At 72.4% G+C, this 21,578-nt stretch carries 18 protein-coding genes and 1 tRNA gene; 11 read left to right on the top strand and 8 right to left on the bottom strand.

What is annotated here, in order from left to right:
• Positions 1-28: 28 nt before the first annotated feature.
• Entirely contained in the window at positions 29-859 is an 831-nt protein-coding gene (locus tag LTT61_RS19135) for an HAD family hydrolase (RefSeq protein WP_233015462.1), read from the bottom strand.
• Positions 860-978: 119 nt separating this feature from the next.
• Here LTT61_RS19135 and LTT61_RS19130 point away from each other — a divergent pair, with 119 nt between their 5' ends.
• From LTT61_RS19130 to LTT61_RS19090, 9 genes are read left to right on the top strand one after another with little or no spacing between them, the layout of a single operon-like run.
• Positions 979-1,956 carry an ABC transporter permease gene (locus LTT61_RS19130; protein ID WP_233015461.1) on the top strand — a complete coding sequence of 326 codons (978 nt, stop codon included), beginning with the start codon at positions 979-981 and terminating at the stop codon, positions 1,954-1,956.
• Entirely contained in the window at positions 1,953-2,879 is a 927-nt protein-coding gene (locus LTT61_RS19125; RefSeq protein ID WP_233015460.1) for an ABC transporter permease, read from the top strand. Before LTT61_RS19130 ends, LTT61_RS19125 begins: the two co-directional genes overlap by 4 nt.
• Positions 2,876-4,714 (top strand): ABC transporter ATP-binding protein, encoded by a 1,839-nt coding sequence (locus LTT61_RS19120; RefSeq protein ID WP_233015459.1) that lies wholly within the window; start codon positions 2,876-2,878, stop codon positions 4,712-4,714. Before LTT61_RS19125 ends, LTT61_RS19120 begins: the two co-directional genes overlap by 4 nt.
• 10 nt (positions 4,715-4,724) lie before the next feature.
• Positions 4,725-6,392 (top strand): ABC transporter family substrate-binding protein, encoded by a 1,668-nt coding sequence (locus tag LTT61_RS19115; protein ID WP_233015458.1) that lies wholly within the window; start codon positions 4,725-4,727, stop codon positions 6,390-6,392.
• 29 nt (positions 6,393-6,421) lie between these two features.
• Positions 6,422-8,101, top strand: coding sequence for an ABC transporter family substrate-binding protein (locus LTT61_RS19110; RefSeq protein WP_233015457.1), 1,680 nt, complete (start codon positions 6,422-6,424; stop codon positions 8,099-8,101).
• A gap of 35 nt (positions 8,102-8,136) precedes the next feature.
• Positions 8,137-8,745 (top strand): hypothetical protein, encoded by a 609-nt coding sequence (locus LTT61_RS19105; protein WP_420094662.1) that lies wholly within the window; start codon positions 8,137-8,139, stop codon positions 8,743-8,745.
• Positions 8,746-8,793: 48 nt separating this feature from the next.
• Positions 8,794-9,663 carry a FadR/GntR family transcriptional regulator gene (locus tag LTT61_RS19100; RefSeq protein WP_233015456.1) on the top strand — a complete coding sequence of 290 codons (870 nt, stop codon included), beginning with the start codon at positions 8,794-8,796 and terminating at the stop codon, positions 9,661-9,663.
• A complete protein-coding gene (locus tag LTT61_RS19095; RefSeq protein ID WP_233015455.1) occupies positions 9,660-10,331 on the top strand; it encodes a sterol desaturase family protein in 672 nt (223 codons plus the stop codon). Before LTT61_RS19100 ends, LTT61_RS19095 begins: the two co-directional genes overlap by 4 nt.
• A 42-nt stretch (positions 10,332-10,373) precedes the next feature.
• The gene (locus LTT61_RS19090) at positions 10,374-12,602 is read left to right on the top strand and encodes a heavy metal translocating P-type ATPase (protein WP_233015454.1); all 2,229 of its coding nucleotides are present in this window, start codon (positions 10,374-10,376) and stop codon (positions 12,600-12,602) included.
• On the opposite strand, the gene LTT61_RS19085 is transcribed toward LTT61_RS19090, so the two are convergent.
• The 3 genes from LTT61_RS19085 to LTT61_RS19075 all read right to left on the bottom strand — a co-directional run bounded on the left by LTT61_RS19085 (position 12,599) and on the right by LTT61_RS19075 (position 15,062).
• On the bottom strand, positions 12,599-13,822 hold the full coding sequence (locus LTT61_RS19085; protein WP_233015453.1) for a hypothetical protein: 1,224 nt from the start codon (positions 13,820-13,822) through the stop codon (positions 12,599-12,601). The two genes, LTT61_RS19090 and LTT61_RS19085, sit on opposite strands and share 4 nt — an antisense overlap.
• 350 nt (positions 13,823-14,172) lie before the next feature.
• Positions 14,173-14,245: transfer RNA gene (locus LTT61_RS19080), tRNA-Gly, on the bottom strand.
• Between the two features lie 28 nt (positions 14,246-14,273).
• Positions 14,274-15,062, bottom strand: a complete 789-nt coding sequence (locus tag LTT61_RS19075; protein ID WP_233015452.1) for a lysophospholipid acyltransferase family protein — start codon at positions 15,060-15,062, stop codon at positions 14,274-14,276.
• A 140-nt stretch (positions 15,063-15,202) separates the two neighbouring features.
• On the opposite strand from LTT61_RS19075, the gene LTT61_RS19070 reads away from it, so the two are divergent.
• On the top strand, positions 15,203-16,054 hold the full coding sequence (locus LTT61_RS19070) for a hypothetical protein (RefSeq protein WP_233015451.1): 852 nt from the start codon (positions 15,203-15,205) through the stop codon (positions 16,052-16,054).
• Positions 16,055-16,113: 59 nt separating this feature from the next.
• Positions 16,114-17,670, top strand: a complete 1,557-nt coding sequence (locus LTT61_RS19065) for a Rieske 2Fe-2S domain-containing protein (RefSeq protein ID WP_233015450.1) — start codon at positions 16,114-16,116, stop codon at positions 17,668-17,670.
• Between the two features lie 51 nt (positions 17,671-17,721).
• Here LTT61_RS19065 and LTT61_RS19060 read toward each other — a convergent pair whose 3' ends face one another.
• The 4 genes from LTT61_RS19060 to LTT61_RS19045 all read right to left on the bottom strand — a co-directional run bounded on the left by LTT61_RS19060 (position 17,722) and on the right by LTT61_RS19045 (position 21,561).
• Complete coding sequence (locus tag LTT61_RS19060; RefSeq protein ID WP_233015449.1) at positions 17,722-18,072, bottom strand: calmodulin; 351 nt, start codon at positions 18,070-18,072, stop codon at positions 17,722-17,724.
• 127 nt (positions 18,073-18,199) lie between these two features.
• On the bottom strand, positions 18,200-19,192 hold the full coding sequence (locus LTT61_RS19055; protein ID WP_233015448.1) for a peroxiredoxin family protein: 993 nt from the start codon (positions 19,190-19,192) through the stop codon (positions 18,200-18,202).
• Between the two features lie 53 nt (positions 19,193-19,245).
• Positions 19,246-20,196, bottom strand: a complete 951-nt coding sequence (locus LTT61_RS19050; protein ID WP_233015447.1) for a DMT family transporter — start codon at positions 20,194-20,196, stop codon at positions 19,246-19,248.
• A gap of 9 nt (positions 20,197-20,205) precedes the next feature.
• Positions 20,206-21,561 carry an MFS transporter gene (locus tag LTT61_RS19045; protein WP_233015446.1) on the bottom strand — a complete coding sequence of 452 codons (1,356 nt, stop codon included), beginning with the start codon at positions 21,559-21,561 and terminating at the stop codon, positions 20,206-20,208.
• Positions 21,562-21,578 lie beyond the last annotated feature (17 nt).

Genomic DNA, 21,578 nt, shown 5'->3' with positions numbered 1-21,578 from the left:
CCCGGCCGGTCGAGGGACCCGGCCGGGGTCAGCTCCACCAGCGCTCGAGCACGCGGGCGACGCCGTCGTCGGAGTTGGTCCCGGTGACCTCGTCGGCGGCGGCCAGCGCCTCGGGGTGCGCGTTCCCCATGGCGACGCCGTGCCCGACCATGCTCAGCATCGGGACGTCGTTGGGCATGTCGCCGAAGGCGATCGCCGACGCCGCCGCCACGCCGAGCAGCTCGGCCACCGCGGCCAGCCCGGACGCCTTCGTCACGCCGGGCGCGGAGAGCTCGATCAGCCCGTTGTCGGTGGAGTAGGTGATGTCGACGGCGGCGCCGACCTCGGCGGCGAGCGCCGCCCGCATATCCCCGCTGCGCGCGCCGACCAGCCGGATCAGCATCTTGATGGCGGGGGTGTCGATCACCTCGGTGCGCGCCACCGCGGTGTCGTCCGGGTTGAGCCAGGCGTGCTCGTACGACGGGGTGCTGACGAACTGCGGGGTCACCGCGTCGTGCGCGCTCTCCCCGACCCGCTCGGTGGCGAGGCCGCAGCCGGGCAGCGCCCGCTCCGCGACGTCGGCGAGCCAGGCCAGCGTCTCGACGTCGAGGGTGCGGCTGATCAGCACCCGGTCGGCGGCGCTGTCGTAGACGACGGCGCCGTTGCCGCAGACGCAGAGCGGCGCGAAGCCGAGGCCGTCGAGCACCGGGTGCACCCAGCGCGGCGGGCGGCCGGTGGCGAGCACGAACGGCACGCCGTCGGCGACGACGGCGCCGACGGCCGCCTTCGTCCGCGGCGTCACCCGCTCGTCGCGGTCGATCAGCGTGCCGTCCACATCGGAGGCCACCAGCTCGGGCTTGGGTAGGTGCAGACGGGTCACCCACCCATCCTGCCGGATCGCGCGGAGCCGGGGTCGCCGATACACGGCATGCGGTACCGGTACCGCCGTCCCTATGATGCGGGGATCAACATCCGGCCGACGAGTGACCCAGGGGACCGATGACGGGCTTTCTGCTCCGCCGCGCGCTGAACTACGTCGTGCTGCTGCTGCTCGCGTCGTTCCTCACCTTCAGCCTCGCCTCGCTGACCTTCCGCCCGCTGGACAGCCTGGAGCAGCGCAATCCGCGGCCGCCACAGTCGGTGATCGACGCCAAGGCCGAGGAACTCCACCTGAACGACCCGATTCCGGAGCGCTACCTCGTCTGGGTGGCAGGTGTGGCGCACGGCGATTTCGGCACCACCCTGACCGGGCAGCCGGTGAGCGCGGAGCTGGGCCGCCGGGTGCTGGTCAGCCTGCGGCTGCTGATTATCGGCTCGATCATCGGCACCGTGCTCGGCGTGCTGATCGGCGCGGCGGGGGCGATCCGGCAGTACCGGTTCAGCGACTACTTCACCACGATCGTCTCGCTGCTCATCCTCAGCACGCCGATCTTCCTGCTCGCGACGCTGCTGAAGTACGGTGCGCTGCAGGTCAATAGCGTCACCGGCACGCAGATCTTCCTCTACACCGGCGAGACCTCGGCGAACGCCATCGTCGGGTTCGGCCCGCAGCTGCTCGACCGGGTACAGCACCTGGTGCTGCCGACGCTCGCGCTGGCACTCGGCGGCATGGCCGGATACAGCCGCTACCAGCGCAATGCCATGCTCGACGTGCTGCAGAGCGATTTCATCAGGACCGCGCGGGCCAAGGGGCTCACGCGCAGCCACGCGCTCTACAAACACGGGCTGCGCACCGCGCTGATCCCGATGGCGACGCTCTTCGCCTACAGCTTCGGCGGGCTCATCACCGGCGCCGCCTTCACCGAGAAGATCTTCGGCTGGCACGGCATGGGCGAGTGGCTGATCGATTCGATCAATGCCCAGGATCTCTACGTGGTGGTGACGGTGACCGCCTTCGCCGGGCTGGTCGTGCTGATCTCCGGGCTGCTCTCCGACGTCGTGTACGCCGTTCTCGATCCAAGGGTGCGTGTGGGATGACCGAAGCCGAGCTCATCGTCCAGGGCGCGCCGGAGCCGACCGCCGCGGCCGGGCGCAAGAAGCTGGTGCTGCGGCGCTTCCTGCGGAACAAGCCCGCCGTTGTCGGCGGGGTCGTGCTGATCCTCATGGTGATCGCGAGTTTCGCGCTGCCACCGCTGCTGAAGTGGGACTACCAGCAGCTGGATTACACCGCGCTGCAGAAGCCGCCGAGCCCGAGCCATCCCTTCGGCACCAACGCGATCGGCCAGGACGTGCTCGCGCAGACCATGCGCGGGCTGCAGAAATCGCTCATCATCGGCATCTGCGTCGCCCTCTTCAGCACCGCCATCGCGGCCATCGCGGGGGCGATGGCCGGGCTGCTCGGCGGCTGGACCGACCGGGCCATCATGTGGTTCGTCGACCTGCTGCTCGTGGTGCCGAGCTTCATCATCATCGCGATCTTCGCGCCGCGCACCAAGGGCAGCGGCTCGATCGCGCTGCTCATCGTGTTGCTCGCGGTCTTCAGCTGGATGATCAGCGCGCGCATCGTGCGCGGGCTCACGCTGAGCCTGCGTGATCGCGAATTCGTCAGGGCCGCACGGTACATGGGGGCATCGACCTGGACCGTGATCATCAGCCACATCGTGCCGAACATCGCCTCGATCCTGATCATCGACACCACGCTCAGCGTCGGCGCGGCGATCATGGCCGAGACCGGGCTCAGCTTCCTCGGCTTCGGCGTGCAGAAGCCGGACGTCTCGCTCGGCTCGCTGATCGCCGACGGCACCCGCTCCGCGCTCACCTTCCCGTGGCTGTTCCTCTTCGCAGGCGGGCTGCTGATCCTCGTCGTGCTCTGCGCCAACCTGGTCGGCGACGGTCTGCGCGATGCCTTCGATCCCGGTGCCGCGCGGGCTCGGTCCAAGAAGTCGGAGAAGAAGTCGTGACCGATCCGCTGTTGGAAGTTCGTGACCTGCGGGTTTCTTTCCCGGGCGAAGAGGGGCGCATCGATGCGGTGCGGGGGGTGGATTACACCGTCTCCGACGGCGAAGTCCTCGCCATCGTCGGCGAATCCGGCTCGGGCAAGTCGGTCTCGTCGCTGGCCGTCATGGGGCTGCTGCCGGACCAGGCGCGGGTGAGCGGCTCGATCCGGCTGCGCGGCAGGGAGCTGCTCGGCCTCGGCGACCGCGAACTCTCCAAGCTGCGCGGCAGCACCGTGAGCATGGTCTTCCAGGACCCGCTCTCCGCGCTCACCCCGGTCTACCGGGTGGGCGAGCAGATCGCGGAGGCGCTGCTCGCGCACGGGAAGATGGGCAAGGCCGCGGCGGCGAAGCGCGCGGTCGAGCTGCTCGACCTGGTCGGCATCCCGGAGCCGGAGCTGCGCGCCAAGGCCTTCCCGCACGAGTTCTCCGGCGGCATGCGGCAGCGCGTGGTGATCGCCATGGCCATCGCCAACGACCCGGCGCTGATCATCTGCGACGAGCCGACCACCGCGCTCGACGTCACGGTGCAGCAGCAGATCCTCGGGCTGCTGCGCAAGGCGCGCGACATCACCGGCGCCGGCGTCGTGATGATCACCCACGACATGGGGATCGCCGCCACCCTCGCCGACCGGGTCGCGGTCATGTACGCGGGCCGGATCGTGGAGACGGCGAGCGCGGGCGAGCTCTTCGGCGTGCCGCGGATGCCGTACACGGTGGGGCTGCTCGGCTCCATCCCGCGCATGGACGGCCCGGCACGCAGGCCGCTCATCCCGATCGTCGGCGCCCCGCCCGCCATGCACGCGCTGCCACCCGGCTGCTCGTTCGCCCCGCGCTGCCCGGTCGCGGTGGACGGGTGCCTGGCCGCCGAGCCGCCGCTGGCCGAGGTCGCGCCCGCGCACCGCGCCGCCTGCATCCGCACCGGCGAGGTCGGCTCCGGCGACCTCTTCGGCGCCTACCGGGCCGAGATCGAGGCGCCGCCGGAGCCCGTCGCAGTCACGAAACCGGATGTGGTGCTGCGGGTCTCGGGGCTGGTCAAGACCTTCCCGCTGACCTCGGGGCTGGTCTTCAAACGGAAGAAGGGCGAGGTCCGCGCGGTCGACGGGATCGACCTGGAGGTGCGCGAGGGCCGCACGCTGGCGCTGGTCGGCGAGTCCGGGTCGGGCAAGTCGACGACGCTGACCCAGATCCTGGATCTGGCCAGGCCGCAGGAGGGCCGGATCGAGATCCTCGGCACCGATGTCGCGGCGCTCACCGGCGAGCGCAGGCGGGAGCTGCGCCGGGCCATGCAGATCGTGTTCCAGGACCCAACCGCGTCGCTGGACCCGCGGCTCCCGGTCTTCGACGCCATCGCCGAGCCGCTGCGCATCGACCGGCGGCCGCGCGCCGAGATCGCCCGCCGGGTGCCGGAGCTGCTCGCCCAGGTCGGGCTGCGACCGGAGCACGCGGAGCGCTACCCGGCCGACTTCTCCGGCGGGCAGAAGCAGCGGATCAGCATCGCGCGGGCGCTCGCGCTCGCGCCCAAGCTCCTGGTACTGGACGAGCCGGTCTCCTCGCTGGACGTCTCCATCCAGGCGGGCGTGCTGAACCTGCTGCGCGCGCTGCAGGCCGAGCACCGGCTCTCCTACCTCTTCGTCTCGCACGACCTCTCGGTCGTCCGCAATCTGGCGCACGACATCGCGGTCATGTACCGCGGCAAGATCGTCGAAGCCGGGCCCGCGGAACAGATCTTCGCTGACCCGAAGCACGAGTACACCCGCGCGCTGATCGACGCGGTACCGATTCCGGTCGTCAGCGGATAGGAGAACGACGGTGGGCAGGCGCACGACACGCTGGGTGATTCCGCTGCTGGCCGCGGGGCTGGTGCTCGGCGGGTGTGCGAGCCCCGACGACCCGGCCGCCGACGGCGACGCGACCCTCGGCAGCACCAGCGACATCAACCCGCGCGACGTCGCCGAGCTGCGCGACGGCGGCAACCTGCGGCTCGCCGCCACCGCGCTGCCGCAGAACTGGAACCCGCTGCACACCGACGCCGACGGCGGGGTGAGCGGCATCGTGCGCCCCACCCTGCCGCGCGCCTTCAACACCGACGCGGCAGGCGCGCTCAGCGTCAACACCGACTTCTTCACCAGCGTGGAACTGACCGGCGAGCAGCCGCAGCGGGTGACCTACACGATCAACCCGAGCGCGGTCTGGTCCGACGGCACCCCGATCACCTACCGCGACCTCGCCGCCCAGGCCAACGCGCTGAGCGGCCGCGACCCGCGCTACCTGATCAAGATGACCAACGGCTTCGACCGGGTCGCGAAGGTCGAGCGCGGCGTCGACGACAAGCAGGCGATCCTCACCTTCGACAAGCACTACGCCGACTGGCGCGGCCAGTTCGCCGGGAACACCTTCCTGGTGCCGGAGTCGGTGACGGCGACACCGGAGGCGTTCAACGACAGCCAGGTGGACGGCATCGGCCTGACCGCGGGGCCATTCCTGGTGCAGTCGGTGGACCGGGCCCAGGGCCGGGTCGTGCTCGGCCACAACCCGCGCTGGTGGGGGAACCGGCCGAAGCTGGACACCATCACCTTCTCGGTGCTCACCGACGACGCGACCATGCCCGCGCTGCAGAACAACGAGATCGACGCCATCGGCATCGCCTCCATCGACGACATGCGCACCGCGCGCGCGACGCCGGGGGTGGCGATCCGGCGCGCGCCCGGCAACAGCTGGAGCCACCTGACCTTCAACGGCGCGCCCGGCTCGATCTTCGCCGACCCGGCGCTGCGGGTGGCGATCTCGAAGGCCATCGACCGGGCCGGCATCGCGAACGCGGTGCAGAACGGGCTGGTGCAGCAGCCGCGGCCGCTCGGCAACCACGTCTACGTGGAGGGCCAGCTCGGGTACGTGGACAACAGCCTGCCCTTCGACCCGGCCGCGGCCGCCGCCGAGCTGGACGCGCTCGGCTGGAAGCTGGACGGCGACGTCCGGGTCAAGGACGGCCGCAGGCTGGAGTTCCGCGACGTCATGTACAACGCCCAGTCCTGGGTGCAGATCGCGCAGATCATCCAGCAGAACCTGGCCGCGATCGGGGTGCGGATGAGCATCGACACCAAGTCCGGCTCGGGGTACTTCACGAACGTGATCAAGCCGGGCGATTTCGACGTGGCGCACTGGGTCTGGTCCGGCGACGCCTTCCCGCTGAGCAGCCTGCCGCAGGTGTACGCCTACAACCCGGACGACCTGCAGGGCAACTACGGCCGGATCGGCACCCCGGAGATCAACGCCCTGATCGAGCGCACGCTGGCCGAGCTGGACCAGGCGAAGGCGATCGAACTCGCCAACGAGGTCGACCGGAGACTCTTCGAGATCGGCTTCTCGGTTCCGCTGGTGCAGTCCACGGGTAACGTCGCCGTGCGGGCCGAGCTGGCGAACTACGGCGCGCCCGGGCTCGCATCCTACGACTACACCAGGATCGGGTTCCTGAAGTGACCCCGCCGAACCGGACCGGAAGGAGTGCCATGCGTGCCAGAACCACGGTGGCCCGTCTCGCGATACCCCTGATCGCGCTGAGCCTGATCGCGACCGGGTGTAGCACCGACGACTCCGGCGCACCGGACGGCGCGGTGGCCGCGATCGGCAGCAGCAGCGACATCAACCCGCGCGACCCGGCCGAGCTGAAGGACGGCGGCAACCTGCGGCTCTCGCTCTCCGCGCTGCCCGCCAACTGGAACGCGCTCTCCAACGACGGCAACGACGCCGAGCTGACCGGCCTGCTGCGGCCTGCCATGCCGCGCGCCTACCGCACCGACGCCGCGGGCGCGCTCTCGATCAACACCGACTACTTCACCAGCATCGAGCTCACCGGCACCGAGCCGCAGCAGGTGACCTACACCATCAACCCGGCCGCGGTGTGGTCCGACGGAACCCCGATCACCTGGGAGGACATCGCGGCCCAGGCCAACGCGCTGAGCGGGCGCGACCCGGCCTTCCTGATCGCCAACACCAGCGGCTTCGACCGGGTCGCGAAGGTCGAGCGCGGCGTCGACGACAAGCAGGCGATCCTCACCTTCGACAAGCACTTCGCCGATTGGCGCGGGCAGTTCGCCGGGAACTCGTTCCTCTTCCCCAAGGCGGTGATGCAGAATCCGGAGGCGTTCAACAAGAGCCTGGTGGACGGCATCGGGCAGACCGCGGGGCCGTTCCTGGTGCAGTCGGTGGACCGGGCGCAGGGCCGGGTCGTGCTCGGCCACAACCCGCTCTGGTGGGGGAACAAGCCCAAGCTGGACACCATCACCTACAGCGTGCTCGACAGCGCCGCGCAGATCCCGGCGCTGCAGAACAACGAGATCGACGCCGTCGGCATCGGCTCCCGCGACGACCTGCGCACCGCGCAGGCCACGCCGGGCATCGCGATCCGCCGCGCGCCCGGCAACAGCTGGAGCCACCTGACCTTCAACGGCGCGCCCGGCTCGATCCTGGCCGACCCGGCGCTGCGGGTGGCGATCTTCAAGGCGATCGACCGGCAGGGCATCGCCACCGCCATCCACAACGGGCTGGTGCAGGAGCCGAAGCCGCTGAACAACCACATCTACCTGCAGGGCCAGGAGGGCTACCAGGACAACAGCCCGCCCTTCGACCCGGCCGCGGCAGCCGCCGAGCTGGACGCGCTCGGCTGGAAGCTGGACGGCGACGTCCGGGTCAAGGACGGCCGCAGGCTGGAGATCCGCGACATCATGTACGACGCGGACACCTGGGTGCAGATCGCGCAGATCATCCAGCAGAACCTGAGCGCGGTCGGGGTCAAGCTGAACATCGAGACCAAGCCGGGCCGCGGCTACTTCACCGACGTGATCCAGCCGGGCAACTTCGACGTCGCGCAGTGGACCTGGGTCGGCGACCCGTTCCCGCTCGGCAGCCTGAACCAGATCTACGGGTACAACCCGAACGACCTGCAGGGCAACTACGGCCGGATCGGCTCGCCCGAGCTGAACGCGCTGATCGAGGAGACCATCTCCGAGCTCGACCCGGCGAAGGCGGTGCAGAAGGCGAACGAGATCGACCGCAAGGTCTTCGAGGAGGGGCACTCGCTGCCGCTGCTGCAGTCGCCGGGCAATGTCGCCGTCCGCGCCGACCTGGCCAACTTCGGCGCGGCCGGGCTGGCCTCGCTGGACTACACCACCATCGGTTTCGTGAAGTGAGCGCGGGCCGTCGAGTGGCGGCCTACCCGGTGTCCGTGACGATCGGCGCCCTCGCGGTATGTGCCGCGTGGGCGCCGTTCGCCGATCCGGACCAGCTCGGCGGGCTCGCGGCGGTCGCGCTCGGGATTCTCGGGTACAGCGGGGTGCAGCTGGCGTTCGCGCTGGGCTGGATCGGGGGCGGGGTGCCCGCGGGCGGGCGGGTGCGGGTGCGCCGGGTGCGGCAGCAGCACCGGCTGGTCAGCCGGTCGTGGATCGAGGTGGTTCCGGAGTCGGGGGGTGGATCGGCCTGGGTTCCGGTCTTCTTCGATCCGGCGCTGCTCACGCTGGTGGAGCGGGACGTTCCGGCCGGGGAGGCGCTGTTGGTCGCCGACGGGCGGCTGTTCCCCTCGGGGCGGGTGCGGCGCACCGAGCCGCCGGGGCAGCTGGTCGACAATCCGTCCCGGCCGGATCCGGGCGCCGGGGCGCGGGGCGGGGTTCGGCGGCGGCTGGTGCTGGACGCGCAGTCCGCGGTCGCCGCGCCGTTCGCCGCGCTGTTCTGGGTGTATATCGCCGGCGGCGGGCTCGACGCCTTCGCGGCGGCCTGCTCGGTGGGAGTGGCGGCGGCGCTGTGGCTGGCCGCGGTCAGGGGCTCCGACCCCAGCTGACTGGTATGACCACTTGACCTCTGACCAACTTCGGCGCAGACTTCCGGCATGCCTTTGCAACCGGTGGTCAGGCGCTCGGTCTCGGCCGACGTCTTCGAACAGATCGCGGCCGATGTCCTCAGCGGCGAGCTCCCGCCCGGTTCGACGCTGCCGAGCGAGCGGCAGCTGGCCGAGGCGCTCGGCGTCTCCCGGCCCGCCGTGCGGGAGGCGCTGCAGCGGCTGGCCGGGGCCGGGCTGGTCGCGGTCCGGCAGGGCGACGCGACCACCGTGCTCGACTACCGGCACGGCTCCGGGCTGGAGATCCTGCCCCGGCTCTTGATCCGGGACGGCGTGCTGGAGCCCGCGGTGGCCCGCAGCATCCTCGAGGTCCGGCTGCACAACGGCCCCAAGGTGGCCGAGCTGGCCGCAGCCCGCCTTGGCCGCCTGCGCGCTGCCGTCGGCGACGATCCCAGCGCAGCACTCAGCGCTGCCGGCGCAGCACCCAACAGCGCTACCGACGCGGCTCCCCGGGGTGCTGCCGGCACGGCCTCCCCTCACGCCGCCGGCGCGGCTGCCGTCGCCCGCCGCAGCGACATCGCGGCCGATATCGTCGCCGCCGCGGAGGCCGTCGCCGCCGAGGCAGGCGACCCCATTGCCGCGCAGCGAGCCGCCCTCACCTTCTGGGACCACGTGGTCGACGCCGCCGATTCCATCGTCTTCCGGCTCATGTTCACCATGCTGCGCGCCGCCTACGAACCCGCGCTGGCGGCGCTGGCCCCGGTCATGTCCGCCGAGGTGGGCAATGCCGAGGCGTACCGCGCCCTCGCCGCCGCCGTCGCGGACGGCGACCCCGACGAGGCAGCCGCGCTGGCCCGCGCCCTGCTGGAGCCCGCAACCACCGCCCTGATCGAGATCCTCACCCCGGAGGAGCAGCGATGAGCACCAGAGCCCGCCCGGTCCGGCGCGGCCTCTCCCTGCGCGCCGCGTTCACGGAGTTCCTGCGCCACCCCTCGCCCTGGATGATCGCCGCGACGCTGGTCGCGGCGCTCACCGCCCGGCTAGCGCTCGGCGACTGGCGGCCGACCGACGCCCTGGTGCCGCTGCTCGCGCTCGCCGCCTTCCCCGCCGTCGAGTGGGTGATCCACGTGACCGTGCTGCACTGGCGCCCGCGCCGGCTCGGACCGGTCTCGATCGACTCCGAGCTGGCCCGCAAGCACCGCGAGCACCACGCCGACCCGCGCGACATCCCGCTGATCTTCATCCCGCCGCGCTCACTGCTGGTCACCATCGCGGTGCTGACCGCGATCGCCCTGCTCGCCTTCCCCCGGATCGAGCTCGGGCTCACCTTCCTGCTGACCATCACCGTGCTCGGCACCGCGTACGAATGGACGCACTACCTGATCCACACCGACTACCGGCCGAAGCGCGCGCTCTACCGCGCGGTGTGGCGCAACCACCGGCACCACCACTACCGGAACGAGCACTACTGGTTCACGGTGACAAGCGCGGGCACCGCCGACCGGCTCTTCGGCACCTACCCGGATCCGGAGGCCGTCGCCGCGTCGCCGACCGCGCGGCACCTGCACGGCCTCGACAAATTACCCTAGGGGGGTATGGTAGGGGCGGACCCACCGAGGAAGGAGCGCCCGATGACCACGGCCACGCAGCAGCCCGCCGGGCAGATCGAGCTGGTGATCGGCGGCATGACCTGCGCCTCCTGCGCGAACCGGATCGAGAAGAAGCTGAACCGGCTCGACGGCGTCAGCGCGACGGTCAACTACGCCACCGAGAAGGCGAACGTCGAGGTCACCGGGGCGGTGCACACCGATCAGCTGATCGAGGTGGTCGAGCAGGCGGGGTACACCGCCGCGCTGCCCGCGCCCCCGGAGGCGGAGGCACCGGCCGCGACCGACCCGGCGGACGAAGCCGGGAACCGGCTGACGATCTCGGCGCTGCTCACCGTCCCGGTGATCGCCATGGCGATGATCCCGGCGCTGCAGTTCGGCAACTGGCAGTGGCTCTCGCTGACGCTGGCCGCGCCGGTGGTGGTCTGGGGTGCGCTCCCCTTCCACCGCGCGGCGCTGACCAACCTGCGGCACGGCGCCGCCACCATGGACACCCTGGTGTCGATGGGCGTGCTCGCCGCCTTCGGCTGGTCGCTCTACGCGCTGTTCCTCGGCACCGCGGGCACGCCGGGGATGACGCACCCGTTCGAGTTCACCATCGCCAGGATGGACGGCACCGGCGCGATCTACCTGGAGGCGGCGGCGGGCGTCACCACCTTCATCCTGGCCGGGCGGTACTTCGAGGCACGCTCCAAGCGGCAGGCTGGGGCGGCGCTGCGGGCGCTGCTCGAGCTCGGCGCCAAGGACGTCGCGGTGCGCCGGGACGGGGTCGAGCGCCGGATCCCGGTGCGCGAGCTGCTGGTCGGCGACGAGTTCGTGGTCCGGCCTGGCGAGAAGATCGCCGCCGACGGGGTCGTGGTCGACGGCTCGTCGGCGGTGGACGCCGCCATGCTCACCGGCGAGTCGGTGCCGATCGAGGTCGGGCCCGGCGCCGCGGTGACCGGCGGCACCGTCGACGTCGGCGGGCGGCTGGTGGTCAGGGCGACCCGGGTCGGCGCCGACACCCAGCTGGCCAGGATGGCGAAGCTGGTCGAGGAGGCGCAGGCAGGCAAGGCCCGCGCGCAGCGGCTGGCGGACCGGATCTCCGGCGTCTTCGTCCCGGTGGTGATCGCGCTCGCGGTCGGCACGCTCGGCTTCTGGCTCGGCACCGGCGGCTCGGTGGCCGCCGCCTTCACCGCCGCGGTGGCGGTGCTGATCATCGCCTGCCCGTGCGCTCTCGGCCTGGCCACGCCGACGGCGCTGCTGGTCGGCACCGGGCGCGGCGCGCAGCTCGGCATCCTGATCAAGGGGCCGGAGGTGCTGGAGCAGACCCGCCGGGTCGACACCGTCGTGCTGGACAAGACCGGCACCCTCACCACCGGCGTCATGACGCTGCTCGAGGTCGTCCCGGCCGACGGCGAGGACGCCGACCGGGTGCTCGCGCTGGCCGGCGCGCTGGAGCACGGCTCCGAGCACCCGATCGCCCGCGCGATCGCCGCCGCCGCCGAGGAGCGCACCGGCGCGCTCGCCGCGGTCACCGGCTTCGCCAATCGGGAGGGGCTCGGCGTGCGCGGCACCGTCGACGGCAACGAGCTGCTGGTCGGGCGGGTACGGCTGCTCACCGAGCAGGGCCTCGAGGTCGGCGCCGAGCTGGCGGCCGCGGTCGAGCGGGCGCAGCGCGCCGGCCGCACCGCGGTGCTGGCCGGCTGGGACGGCAGGGCCCGCGGCGTGCTCGTCGTCGCCGACGCGGTCCGGGCGACCTCGGCCGAGGCGGTCGGCAGGCTGCGCGGGCTCGGGCTCACCCCGGTCATGCTCACCGGCGACAACGCCGCCGCGGCGCGGGCCGTCGCCGCGCAGCTCGGGATCGACGAGGTGATCGCCGACGTCCTGCCCGAGGAGAAGGCCGACACCGTGCGCGAACTGCAGCGGCGGGGCCGGGCGGTCGCCATGGTCGGCGACGGCGTGAACGACGCCGCCGCGCTGGCCACCGCCGACCTCGGGATCGCCATGGGCACCGGCACCGACGTCGCCATCGAGGCGAGCGATCTCACCCTGGTCCGCGGCGACCTGCGGGTGGCCGCGGATGCCATCCGGCTCGCGCGGCACACCCTGCGCACCATCCACGGGAACCTGTTCTGGGCCTTCGCCTACAACGTCGCCGCCATCCCGCTCGCCGTCGCGGGGCTGCTGAACCCCATGCTCGCCGGCGCCGCGATGGCGCTGAGCTCGGTGTTCGTGGTCAGCAACAGCCTGCGGCTGCGCGCCTTCCGCTAACCGCCGCCGCTGTTCAGCCACTGCTCCTTCATGTTCAGGTGGTTCTCCCACCACCGCCGCTGCACCTCCGGGTCGGCGTCCGCGGCGGGCGGCATCGCCTCGCCGGGGAAGAGCCCGCTCGGCAGCGGCGCGATCGGCGAGGCGGGTGCGGGGGCCGGGGGCGGCTCGGGAGCGGGCTCGGGCGCCGGCTCCGGGGCCGGCTCCGGCGCGGGTGGCGGCGGCGGGGCCTGCGTCGTCCGCGGGGGCGCGGGGCGCTGCGGCGCGGGCCGGGGCGCAGGCGGCGGCGGGGCCGACTCGGCCACCTCGGCGGTGATCTCCACGGGCGGGGGCGGCGGTACCTCGGCAGGCGGCGGGGGCGGCTCGACCGGCGGCGGGGGCTCGACGGGCGGCTGGGACGGCTCCGGCGCGGCCGCGGACGGCGCGGGCGCCGAGCTGGCGACGGCGGCGGGCGACGGCTGCTGCTCGGTGTGGCCGCTGTCGAGCACCTGGGCGGCGGCGAAGCCGGTCGCGCCGAGTACCAGCACGGCGGCGGCCGCGACCAGCAGCGGCCGCACCCCCCGGCGGCGCGCGGCGGCGGCGACCGGAGCCGCCTTGCTGCTCGCCGCGGCGAGCGCGGCGCCCTTGGCGACGGCCTGGCCCGGCGCGGCGGGGTGCACGACCGGCACCCCGAAGGCCGAGCGCAGCGCCTCGGCCAGGGCGGCGTCGTCGGCGGCCGAGCCGCAGAGCACCACCGCGTCCGGCGTGCCGTTCACCGCGGTGAGCACCGAGCGGACCCGGGCCAGCGTGCGCTCGATGCCCTCGGCGTCGGCGACGACGGTCTGCCAGGAGTCGCCGACCGGCGCCTGGTTGCGGCCGGGGCCGACCACCGCGCAGGTGGTGTGGAAATCCGCGGCCTCCAGCACCAGCACGGTGTCGTGCCCGGCTACCTCGGGCAGGTGCGCGACGAAGGCCGCGAGCGCCGACCTGGTCGACACCAGCGACGCCGTGCGCCACGGGCCGTCGGCCAGCGCGGCCAGGATCTCCCGGCGCTGCGCCGGGGAGCGGTAGGCGACCGCGATGTCATCGATCGTCACGTCGGAGCCGGGCGCCGTGCCCACCTCGTCCAGGACCGTGACGATCGTTTCGACGGTCGCGCCGTCGGCGACATCCCGCTCCGCCGTGCGCAGCACGGTTGGGCTCGCGCCGTCGGTCGACGACCGCGAGAGCAGCACCCCGCTCACCACTGTCCGTTCTGCGGACACACCAGCTGTGGCCATTGGGTTCACACCTCGAGCTCTTGCACAACACACTCTCCTCGGCGATTCGACACGACTGCGGCTACCGATTGGTCGGTATCCAGAAATTCCCTGGTGAATTCTCTGCAACGTCGCCGCGCGCGGCGCCGGATCGCGTCGTCGTGTGCATCTGCACGACGCGACCACAGGGGAGATCGTGCCAGGTGACAGGCCGTTACCGCACGGCACATCCGGATTTCGTCCCCGGGGGCTGAGTCTGCACCCGGGACGACGGTGTGCGGGCGAACGAACATGGCCGTGGGGTTGCCGGAATCCTCCGGCCGAATCAGGTGAAGAGCGGATGACGGGATTCGAACCCGCGACCCTCACCTTGGCAAGGTGATGCGCTACCAGCTGCGCTACATCCGCGCGCGCCCCGCGAGGCGCTGGAGAAATTTTATCCGTCCGCGTCCGGATTCCGGAAATCGCGCTGGTCGGGATCGCTCCGGGCGGCGCGCTTCGCGGCCCGCTCGGCCACATCGGCGGCGTCCAGCTCGTTCGCCTGCTCCAGGGTGGGCGCCGAACCGCCGAGGCGGGACGGCACCCAGTACGCGCCCTCCTCGTGCGGGTAGTCGCGCTGGGCGTCCAGCAGCAGTCGCTGCATGGTCGTGCGCAGCTCGGCCGTCAGCTCGGCGGCGGGCTCGTACGGCTGGATCGGCTCGCCGACGACGATGTGGATCGGCGTATTCGTGCGGCCGAGACGCTTGGGGTGGCCCTTGGTCCAGACCCGCTGCGCGCCCCAGATCGCCACCGGGATGATCGGCACCTGGGCCTCTAGCGCCATTCTGGCCGCGCCGGACTTGAAGTCCTTGATCTCGAAGCTGCGGCTGATGGTGGCCTCGGGGTACACCCCGACCAGCTCGCCGCGGCTCAGGTACTGCACGGCGGCCTGGTAGGAGTCGGCGCCCGCGCCGCGATCCACCGGAATGTGCTTGAGCGCGCGCATGATCGGGCCGGAGATCTTGTTGTCGAAGACCTCCTTCTTCGCCATGAACCGGATGTACCGCTTCGGCGTGCGCGCGGGGAGCCCGGCGTAGGTGAAGTCCAGGTAGCCGGTGTGGTTGATGGCGACGACGCCGCCCCCGGTGGCGGGGATGTTCTCCGCGCCGGTGACGGTGAATTTCAGGCCCTGCACGAAGAAGACGGTCCGGGCAAGGCCGATGATCGTGCGGTAGACGGGTTCCACAGTTCCGCTAGCGTAGTCGCCGCATCCTTCCGCTCCGGCACCAGGCATCACGAGAGAAGAGGTACGTCGACGTGCACCGCGATCCGCGAGCCCAGCACCCCGCTCCCCCGCTCCGCCCGCGGCGGCAAGCGCGGAGACTGGTGCTCGGTGGCCTCGCGGTGGCGCTGATCGCGGGCTGCGACTCCGTCTCCGGCATCCCCGGCGACGAGCCGGAACAGCCCGCGGCGCAGGTCACGACGTCCGCCGCCGTGCCGAGCAGCAGCATTCCGGCCGCGCCGCCCCCGCCGGAGGTGCCGCCGGTGCCCGCGGACGCCCCGCCGGTCGGCGCGGTGCCTGGCGCTCCGGAGGCCGCACCCGCGCTGCGCCGCTGGGCCGCCGACCTCACCACGCGGCCGATCGATGAGCTGCAGGAATCCTGCTGGACGCTGGCGCCCGCGCACGTCGCGGAGATGTACGCCGACGCCGCGCCGGTGCTCGCCGCGCTGGCCAGGCCGGGCACGGCCACCGCGACCGCCGTCAGCTGGCAGGGCCCCGCGGTGACGGTCCGCGCCGAGCTGCGTGACATCGAGTCCGGCTACGCCTGCCCCCGGGTCTTCGCCACCGGAACCACCCCGCAGTTCGACGACGCCGACGCCAGGCACGTGGTGCGCCGCTACCTCTCCCGCTTCGTCGGGCAGCCGCTCGACCCCGCCGACACCGAGGGCGAGCACCCGCTGGTCTGCGCCGCCACCCCGGCCACCTGGGATCCGCGCGGCACCGGCGCCCCGCTGCCCGCGCCGCTGGCGAACAAGCCGGGCGCGCTCACCGGCGTCACCGCCTTCGACGACACCGAGCTCACCTCGGCCTGGCTCGGCGCCGGCTACATCACCGTGCAGGCGCCGGTGACCCAGGCGACCGGCGCCACCCAGACCCGCACCTTCACCCTCACCGACGGCTCCGCGACCGCCGAGGCCGCTGCGCAGGGCTACTGCATCGGCGACGTCACCCCCTGAGCAGGCGCCGTTCCGACGGATTACCCTTGGCATCTGGCAACGGTCAGGAGGAGTATTCCGTGCAGATCACCAGCGTCGGACACGCCGGTTTCCACATCCGCACCACGGCCGGGACGATTCTCTGCGATCCCTGGGTGAACCCGGCCTACTTCGCCTCGTGGGTGCCGTTCCCGGACAACACCGGGCTGGACTGGGACGCCATCGGCGACGTCGACTTCCTCTACGTCTCACACCTGCACCGCGACCACTTCGACGCGAAGAACCTGCTCGAGCACGTCAACAAGAACGCGACCGTGCTGCTGCCGGACTACCCGGTACCGGAGCTGCGCCGCGAACTGGAGAAGCTGGGCTTCGAGAAGTTCTTCGAGACCGAGGACTCGGTCAAGCACACCGTCACCGGCCCCGGCGGTGCGCTGGAGATCATGATCATCGCGCTGCGCGCGCCCGCCGACGGCCCGATCGGCGACTCCGGCATCGTCGTCTCCGACGGCGAGACCACCTGCTTCAACATGAACGATGCCCGCCCGGTCGACATGGAGCTGCTCGACCAGGCGTTCGGCCACATCGACATCCACCTGCTGCAGTACTCCGGCGCCATCTGGTACCCGATGGTCTACGACATCCCCGCGCGCACCAAGGCCAACTTCGCCAGGCAGAAGCGGCAGCGCGGGATGGACCGGGCCCGCTCCTACATCGAGCAGGTCGGCGCGACCTGGGTGGTGCCGTCGGCCGGGCCGCCGGTCTTCCTCGACGACGAGCTGCGCTACCTCAACGACACCGAGGACCGCTTCTCCCCGGAGAACAGCAATATCTTCCCCGACCAGGAGACCTTCCTGGAGCAGATGCGGATCAACGGCAACTCCGGCGGGATCCTGATGATCCCCGGCTCGGTGGCCGAGCTGCACGGCAAGGAGCTCGAGCTCACCCACCCGGTCGACCCGGCGACCATCTACGGCGACAAGGCCGCCTACATCGAGGAGATGGCCACCCGGCTGGCCCCGGTCATCGCCGCGCAGAAGGCCACCTGGGCCTACGGCGACGGCCCGCTGCTGGAGCCGCTGCGCGCCAAGTTCGAGCCGATCATGGCCCAGAGCGACCTCATCTGCGACGGCATCGGGTACGCGGTCGGGCTGGTCATGGGCGACGAGACGGTGGTGCTCGACTTCCCCAAGCGGGTGGTCCGCGCGCCCATCGAGGGCGAGGGCAAGTACCGCTACGGCTTCCGCATCGCGCCCGAGCTGGTCCGCACCGTGCTGCGCGACGACGAGCCGGACTGGGTGAACACCATCTTCCTCTCCACCCGGTTCCAGACCTGGCGCATCGGCGGCTACAACGAGTTCCTCTACACCTTCTTCAAGTGCCTCACCGACGAGCGGATCGCCTACGCCGACGGCTGGTTCTCCGAGGCACACGACGATTCCGCCTCGGTCGAGCTGGCCGGCTGGGAGATCCAGCGCCGCTGCCCGCACCTCAAGGCCGACCTCTCCCGGTTCGGGGTGATCGAGGGCAGCACGCTGACCTGCAACCTGCACGGCTGGCAGTGGGATCTAACGAGCGGGCGCTGCAAGACCTCCAAGGGCCACGAGCTGCGGTCGAAGAAGCTGGAGACGCACTGACGGTGCTCCGCCGGCCTGCCCCGCAGCGGGCCGACCGGCGGAGCGCAGCGGTCAGGCGCTGACGCGCGCGCCGACCTCCCTGGTCAGCTTGGAGGACCAGGGGCACCAGAAGCAGCCGGGCAGGAAGGCGCCGCAGGCCTCGTCCAGGTGGTCCTCGGTGTAGGTGATGGAGGAGTCGCACACCTCGATCGCCATGGTGAAGAAGGTGATGGTGTCCGGGTCCAGGTGGAAGCTCCAGTGCGGGTTGTAGTCCACCCGCTGCTTCCGGATGCGGCCCATGACGTGGACCGACATCGTCTCCTCCCCGGACAGGATGCGCCTGGCCTCCTCGATCCGCTGGTCGTTGTCGAGCCGGATGATGAATTCCTTGCCGGAGTAGTCCGTGAACGCGAAGTCAGCCATATGTCACCTCGAGAGTCGTCGGGCGATGGAGCCTTGCGGAGCTGATCGTAATAGGGCTTGACATTTCATCGCGCGAAAATGATTGAGTTGCAGCAAATTTCGGGCACACTCCCCGGAACCGTCCGCGTTACCGAGGCGCGGCCACCTTCGGGTGCACGATCAGGTCCCTGATGGCCATCGCACCGCGGCCGACCGGGGCGGCGATCCGGCCTTCCCGGTCGATCAGGACCGCCGACGGGGTTCCGCGGACCCGATAGCGCAGCGCCGCCTCGTTTCCCTGCTGCACCAGGACCGGGATATCGCCGAGCCGCTGCTCCGCCCCCCACGCGGCATGTTCCGCCGGGTCGCCGTTGCCGACCGTGACGATGGTGAGCGTCTCCGCGACCCGGCGCTGCCAGCGCGGCAGCTCCCTGGCCAGCGCCGCGCACATCTCGCAGCCCGGGTGCACGAAGACGAGCAGCACGCCGCGGCCGTCGGCCAGCAGGTCGGCCAGCGTCACCGGGGTCGCACCGGGATCGGCCGGGCGCAGCTCGAATTCCGGTGCCACGGCACCGGCGGGCAAACCCTCGGCACCGAGCGTGGTCAGCGCCTGCTGGTCCAGCCTGCGGCGCACCGCGAGCAGCTCGCCCGCCAGCCACAGCAGCACCGCGGCGAGGAGCGCGAAGAGGGTGAGCCCGAAGGTGTTGTCCGCGGGGAGGATCCCGGGGACCTCGGGGTAGCGCAGCGCGCCCGCCAGCACGATCGCGGCCAGCGCCAGCAGGATTCCATTGCGCGCGAGCGTTGTTCCGCCGATGGGCCGCTCGCTCGCGCCGAAGCAGGCGCAGGCCGGGTGTTTGCCCGCGCGCAGCAGCCGCAGCACCGCGCCGGTGAAGATCAGCAGCGTCAGCACCGCGGCGCCCGCCGCGAGCCCGGCCACCGGCCGGACCAGCACCCCGGCCGCGATCACCGCCTCCAGCCAGGGAAGTGCGGCGGCGACGGCGGGCACCGCGCGGACCGGTACCCCGAACTCCCCCACCGCCTTCCGCGTCGCCGGCGCGTCCAGCAACTTCCCCGCCGCGGCGAGCCCGAACACCATGCCGAGCAGCAACCGCGACACCCACACCCCGTATTCGATCAGCATGCTGGCACCCAACCACACAGCCCCGCGTTCGCTGGTCGGTTGCGGAGAACCGGTCAGGATTGCGGGTTTCGGGTGGCGGCGAGGACTGCGGCGAGCGTCAGCAGACAACCGGCCACGGCGGGGGCGGAGAGGCCGGGGCCGGTGGGGGTGCAGAGGTCGAGCAGGACGGCTGCGGTGAGCTGGCCCGCCACCGAGGTGAGGCCGAGGAGCAGGACGCCGATCCAGCGGACGGCGAGCGCGGCGACCGCGATGAAGACGACGCCGATCAGCCCGCCGAGGTAGAGCCAGGGCTCGGTGGGCGGTGCGGCAGGCAGGCCGCGCACCGCCGCGACCAGCGCCGCGAGCGGGACCAGCAGTACCAGCCCGACGACGAAGTTCACCAGGGCGGCGGCGGGCGGGCCGCCGACCGCGGCGACCCGCCCGTTCACGGCCTGCTGCCAGGCCAGCCCGACCCCGGCCAGCGCGGGCAGCAGCACCAGCAGCACCGGCGGGACGGCAGGCAGCAGCGGCACCGCGCCCGCAGGTGTGCCGTGCTGGCCGAAGGCGGCGAGCGCGACCGCGCCGATGCCGAGCACCGCGCCCGCCAACCGCCGCGGGGTCACCGGGGTGTGGCCGCTCGGCGCGAGCCCGAGCCGGTCCACCACCAGGCTGCTGACGAGTTGCCCCGCAACCGCCGCCGTGGTGAAGGCGGTGACCCCGATGGCCGCCACGGTGAGCCCCTGCCCGGCGACGAAGAAGGCGCCACAGAGGCCCCCGAGCAGCTGCCAGGGCCGCAGCGACCGGTCGGCGACGCCGGCGCGCACCCGGCGCACCCCGGCGCGCACCCGGCGGTCGAGCAGCGCCGCGAGCAGCAGCGCCACCAGCCCGACCAGGAAGCTCACCGTCGCGGCGGCGATGCCGTCCTGCAGCCGGGCGCCGAGCGCGCCGTTGATCCTGGCCTGCACGGCGACCCCGGCGCCGATCCCGAAGCCGAGCAGCACCCCCATGCGCGTGCGTCCGGTCACCCCGGCACGTTACCGCCGGGGCGGCAGCCAGCGCGGGGTGACCGCCGCGATGGCGAGCACCGCGAGCCCGAGCAGCGCCATGGTGGCGGCCAGCGAGAGCACCGCCGTCGCCAGTGCCACGAAGCCGAACACCGCGAGCGCCACCACCTCGGAGAGCAGGCCGGAGACCGAGGTGACGGTGGCGCGGGCCGGGCCGTCGATCGCCTCCTGCAGCCTGGCGTCGGCGACCACCTCCGCGTTCACCCCGACGCCGTACCCGACGGCGATGGCGAGGAACCCGCCGAGCACCGCCGCCCCGCCGCCGACGCTGCCCGCCAGCACCGAGCCGGCCGCGAGCAGCAGCGCGCCCGCGCCGACCAGCGCGCCGAGCACCCGGCCGGAGAGGTTCTCGGTGCGGCCTGCGGCCAGTGCGCCGAGCAGCGAGCCGACCACCGTCACCCCGACCAGCAGCGGAACCACCGCGGTCGCCGCGCCGCCCGCCTCGGCCAGCAGCCCGAAGTACTCGTCGTAGGAGGTGATGCCGTACAGCGCCGCCCCCAGCAGCACGCCGCGCCGCACCTTCCGATGCCTGAGCGCCTCGCCGAGCCCGCTGCGCAGCATGGCGAGCCAGCGCCGCAGACCCGTCGACTCGGGCGTGCCATCGGTACCCAGGGCGGACTCGGCCGCAGCGCCCCGCGTGCCGAGCGGCTCCCGATCGGCACCGGGTGTGTCCGTAGCGGGCACGCCCGGCCCGACGGGCTCGATCTCGTCCCCGTCCTCGGGGACAGCACCGACCCCGACCACCCGCGGCGCCGCCGGCAGCGCGCAGGCGGCCAGCGTGTGCACCGCGGCGAGCCCGGCGCTCACCCACCCGACCAGCGCGTACCCACCCCAGGCGTACAGCGGCGCGGCCGCGAGGATCGCCAGGACGACGGCGAACTCACCGGCCGCCCTGGTCCGGCCGAGGACGACCGGGTACCGCCCGGCCGCCCCGAGCGCGGTGAGCTCGTCGTAGAGCAGCGCCTCGAAGGTCCCGGAGGAGAGCGCCCCCGCCGCACCCCACACCACGAACCCGACGGCGAAGCCGAGGTACCCCGGCCACACCGTCCAGACCCCGAACCCGGTGACCAGCAGCAGCCCGCTCAGGATCAGCAGCGCCCGCCGCGAGTAGGCGTCGGCCCAGGCGCCGGATGGCACCTCGAGCAGGAACGCCGTCCCCGACCAGAGCGCGAGCAGCGACGAGATCTGCGCGGTGCTCAGCCCGTGATCGGCGAAGAAGACCGCGTACAGCGCGTAGTACGGCACGAATTCGCGCGTGCCGACGTAGAGCACCGCGCGGAGCGCGAGCCCCGCCTCGGTGCGGCCGCGCTCAGCGCGGCCGAGCACAACTCAACAGGCGTAGA

The organism is Nocardia asteroides (genome assembly GCF_021183625.1).
Lineage (GTDB): Bacteria > Actinomycetota > Actinomycetes > Mycobacteriales > Mycobacteriaceae > Nocardia > Nocardia asteroides_A.
The sequence above is the reverse complement of the archived record's forward strand: the minus strand, read 5'-3'. Positions and strand labels throughout refer to the sequence as shown.

What these genes read in the sequence shown, in the direction of transcription:
- LTT61_RS19060 (WP_233015449.1), bottom strand. Translation starts at nt 18,072, where the DNA reads ATGGCTGACTTCGCGTTCACGGACTACTCCGGCAAGGAATTCATCATC.
- LTT61_RS19110 (WP_233015457.1), top strand. Translation starts at nt 6,422, where the DNA reads ATGCGTGCCAGAACCACGGTGGCCCGTCTCGCGATACCCCTGATCGCG.
- LTT61_RS19130 (WP_233015461.1), top strand. Translation starts at nt 979, where the DNA reads ATGACGGGCTTTCTGCTCCGCCGCGCGCTGAACTACGTCGTGCTGCTG.
- LTT61_RS19125 (WP_233015460.1), top strand. Translation starts at nt 1,953, where the DNA reads ATGACCGAAGCCGAGCTCATCGTCCAGGGCGCGCCGGAGCCGACCGCC.
- LTT61_RS19100 (WP_233015456.1), top strand. Translation starts at nt 8,794, where the DNA reads ATGCCTTTGCAACCGGTGGTCAGGCGCTCGGTCTCGGCCGACGTCTTC.
- LTT61_RS19090 (WP_233015454.1), top strand. Translation starts at nt 10,374, where the DNA reads ATGACCACGGCCACGCAGCAGCCCGCCGGGCAGATCGAGCTGGTGATC.
- LTT61_RS19095 (WP_233015455.1), top strand. Translation starts at nt 9,660, where the DNA reads ATGAGCACCAGAGCCCGCCCGGTCCGGCGCGGCCTCTCCCTGCGCGCC.
- LTT61_RS19055 (WP_233015448.1), bottom strand. Translation starts at nt 19,192, where the DNA reads ATGCTGATCGAATACGGGGTGTGGGTGTCGCGGTTGCTGCTCGGCATG.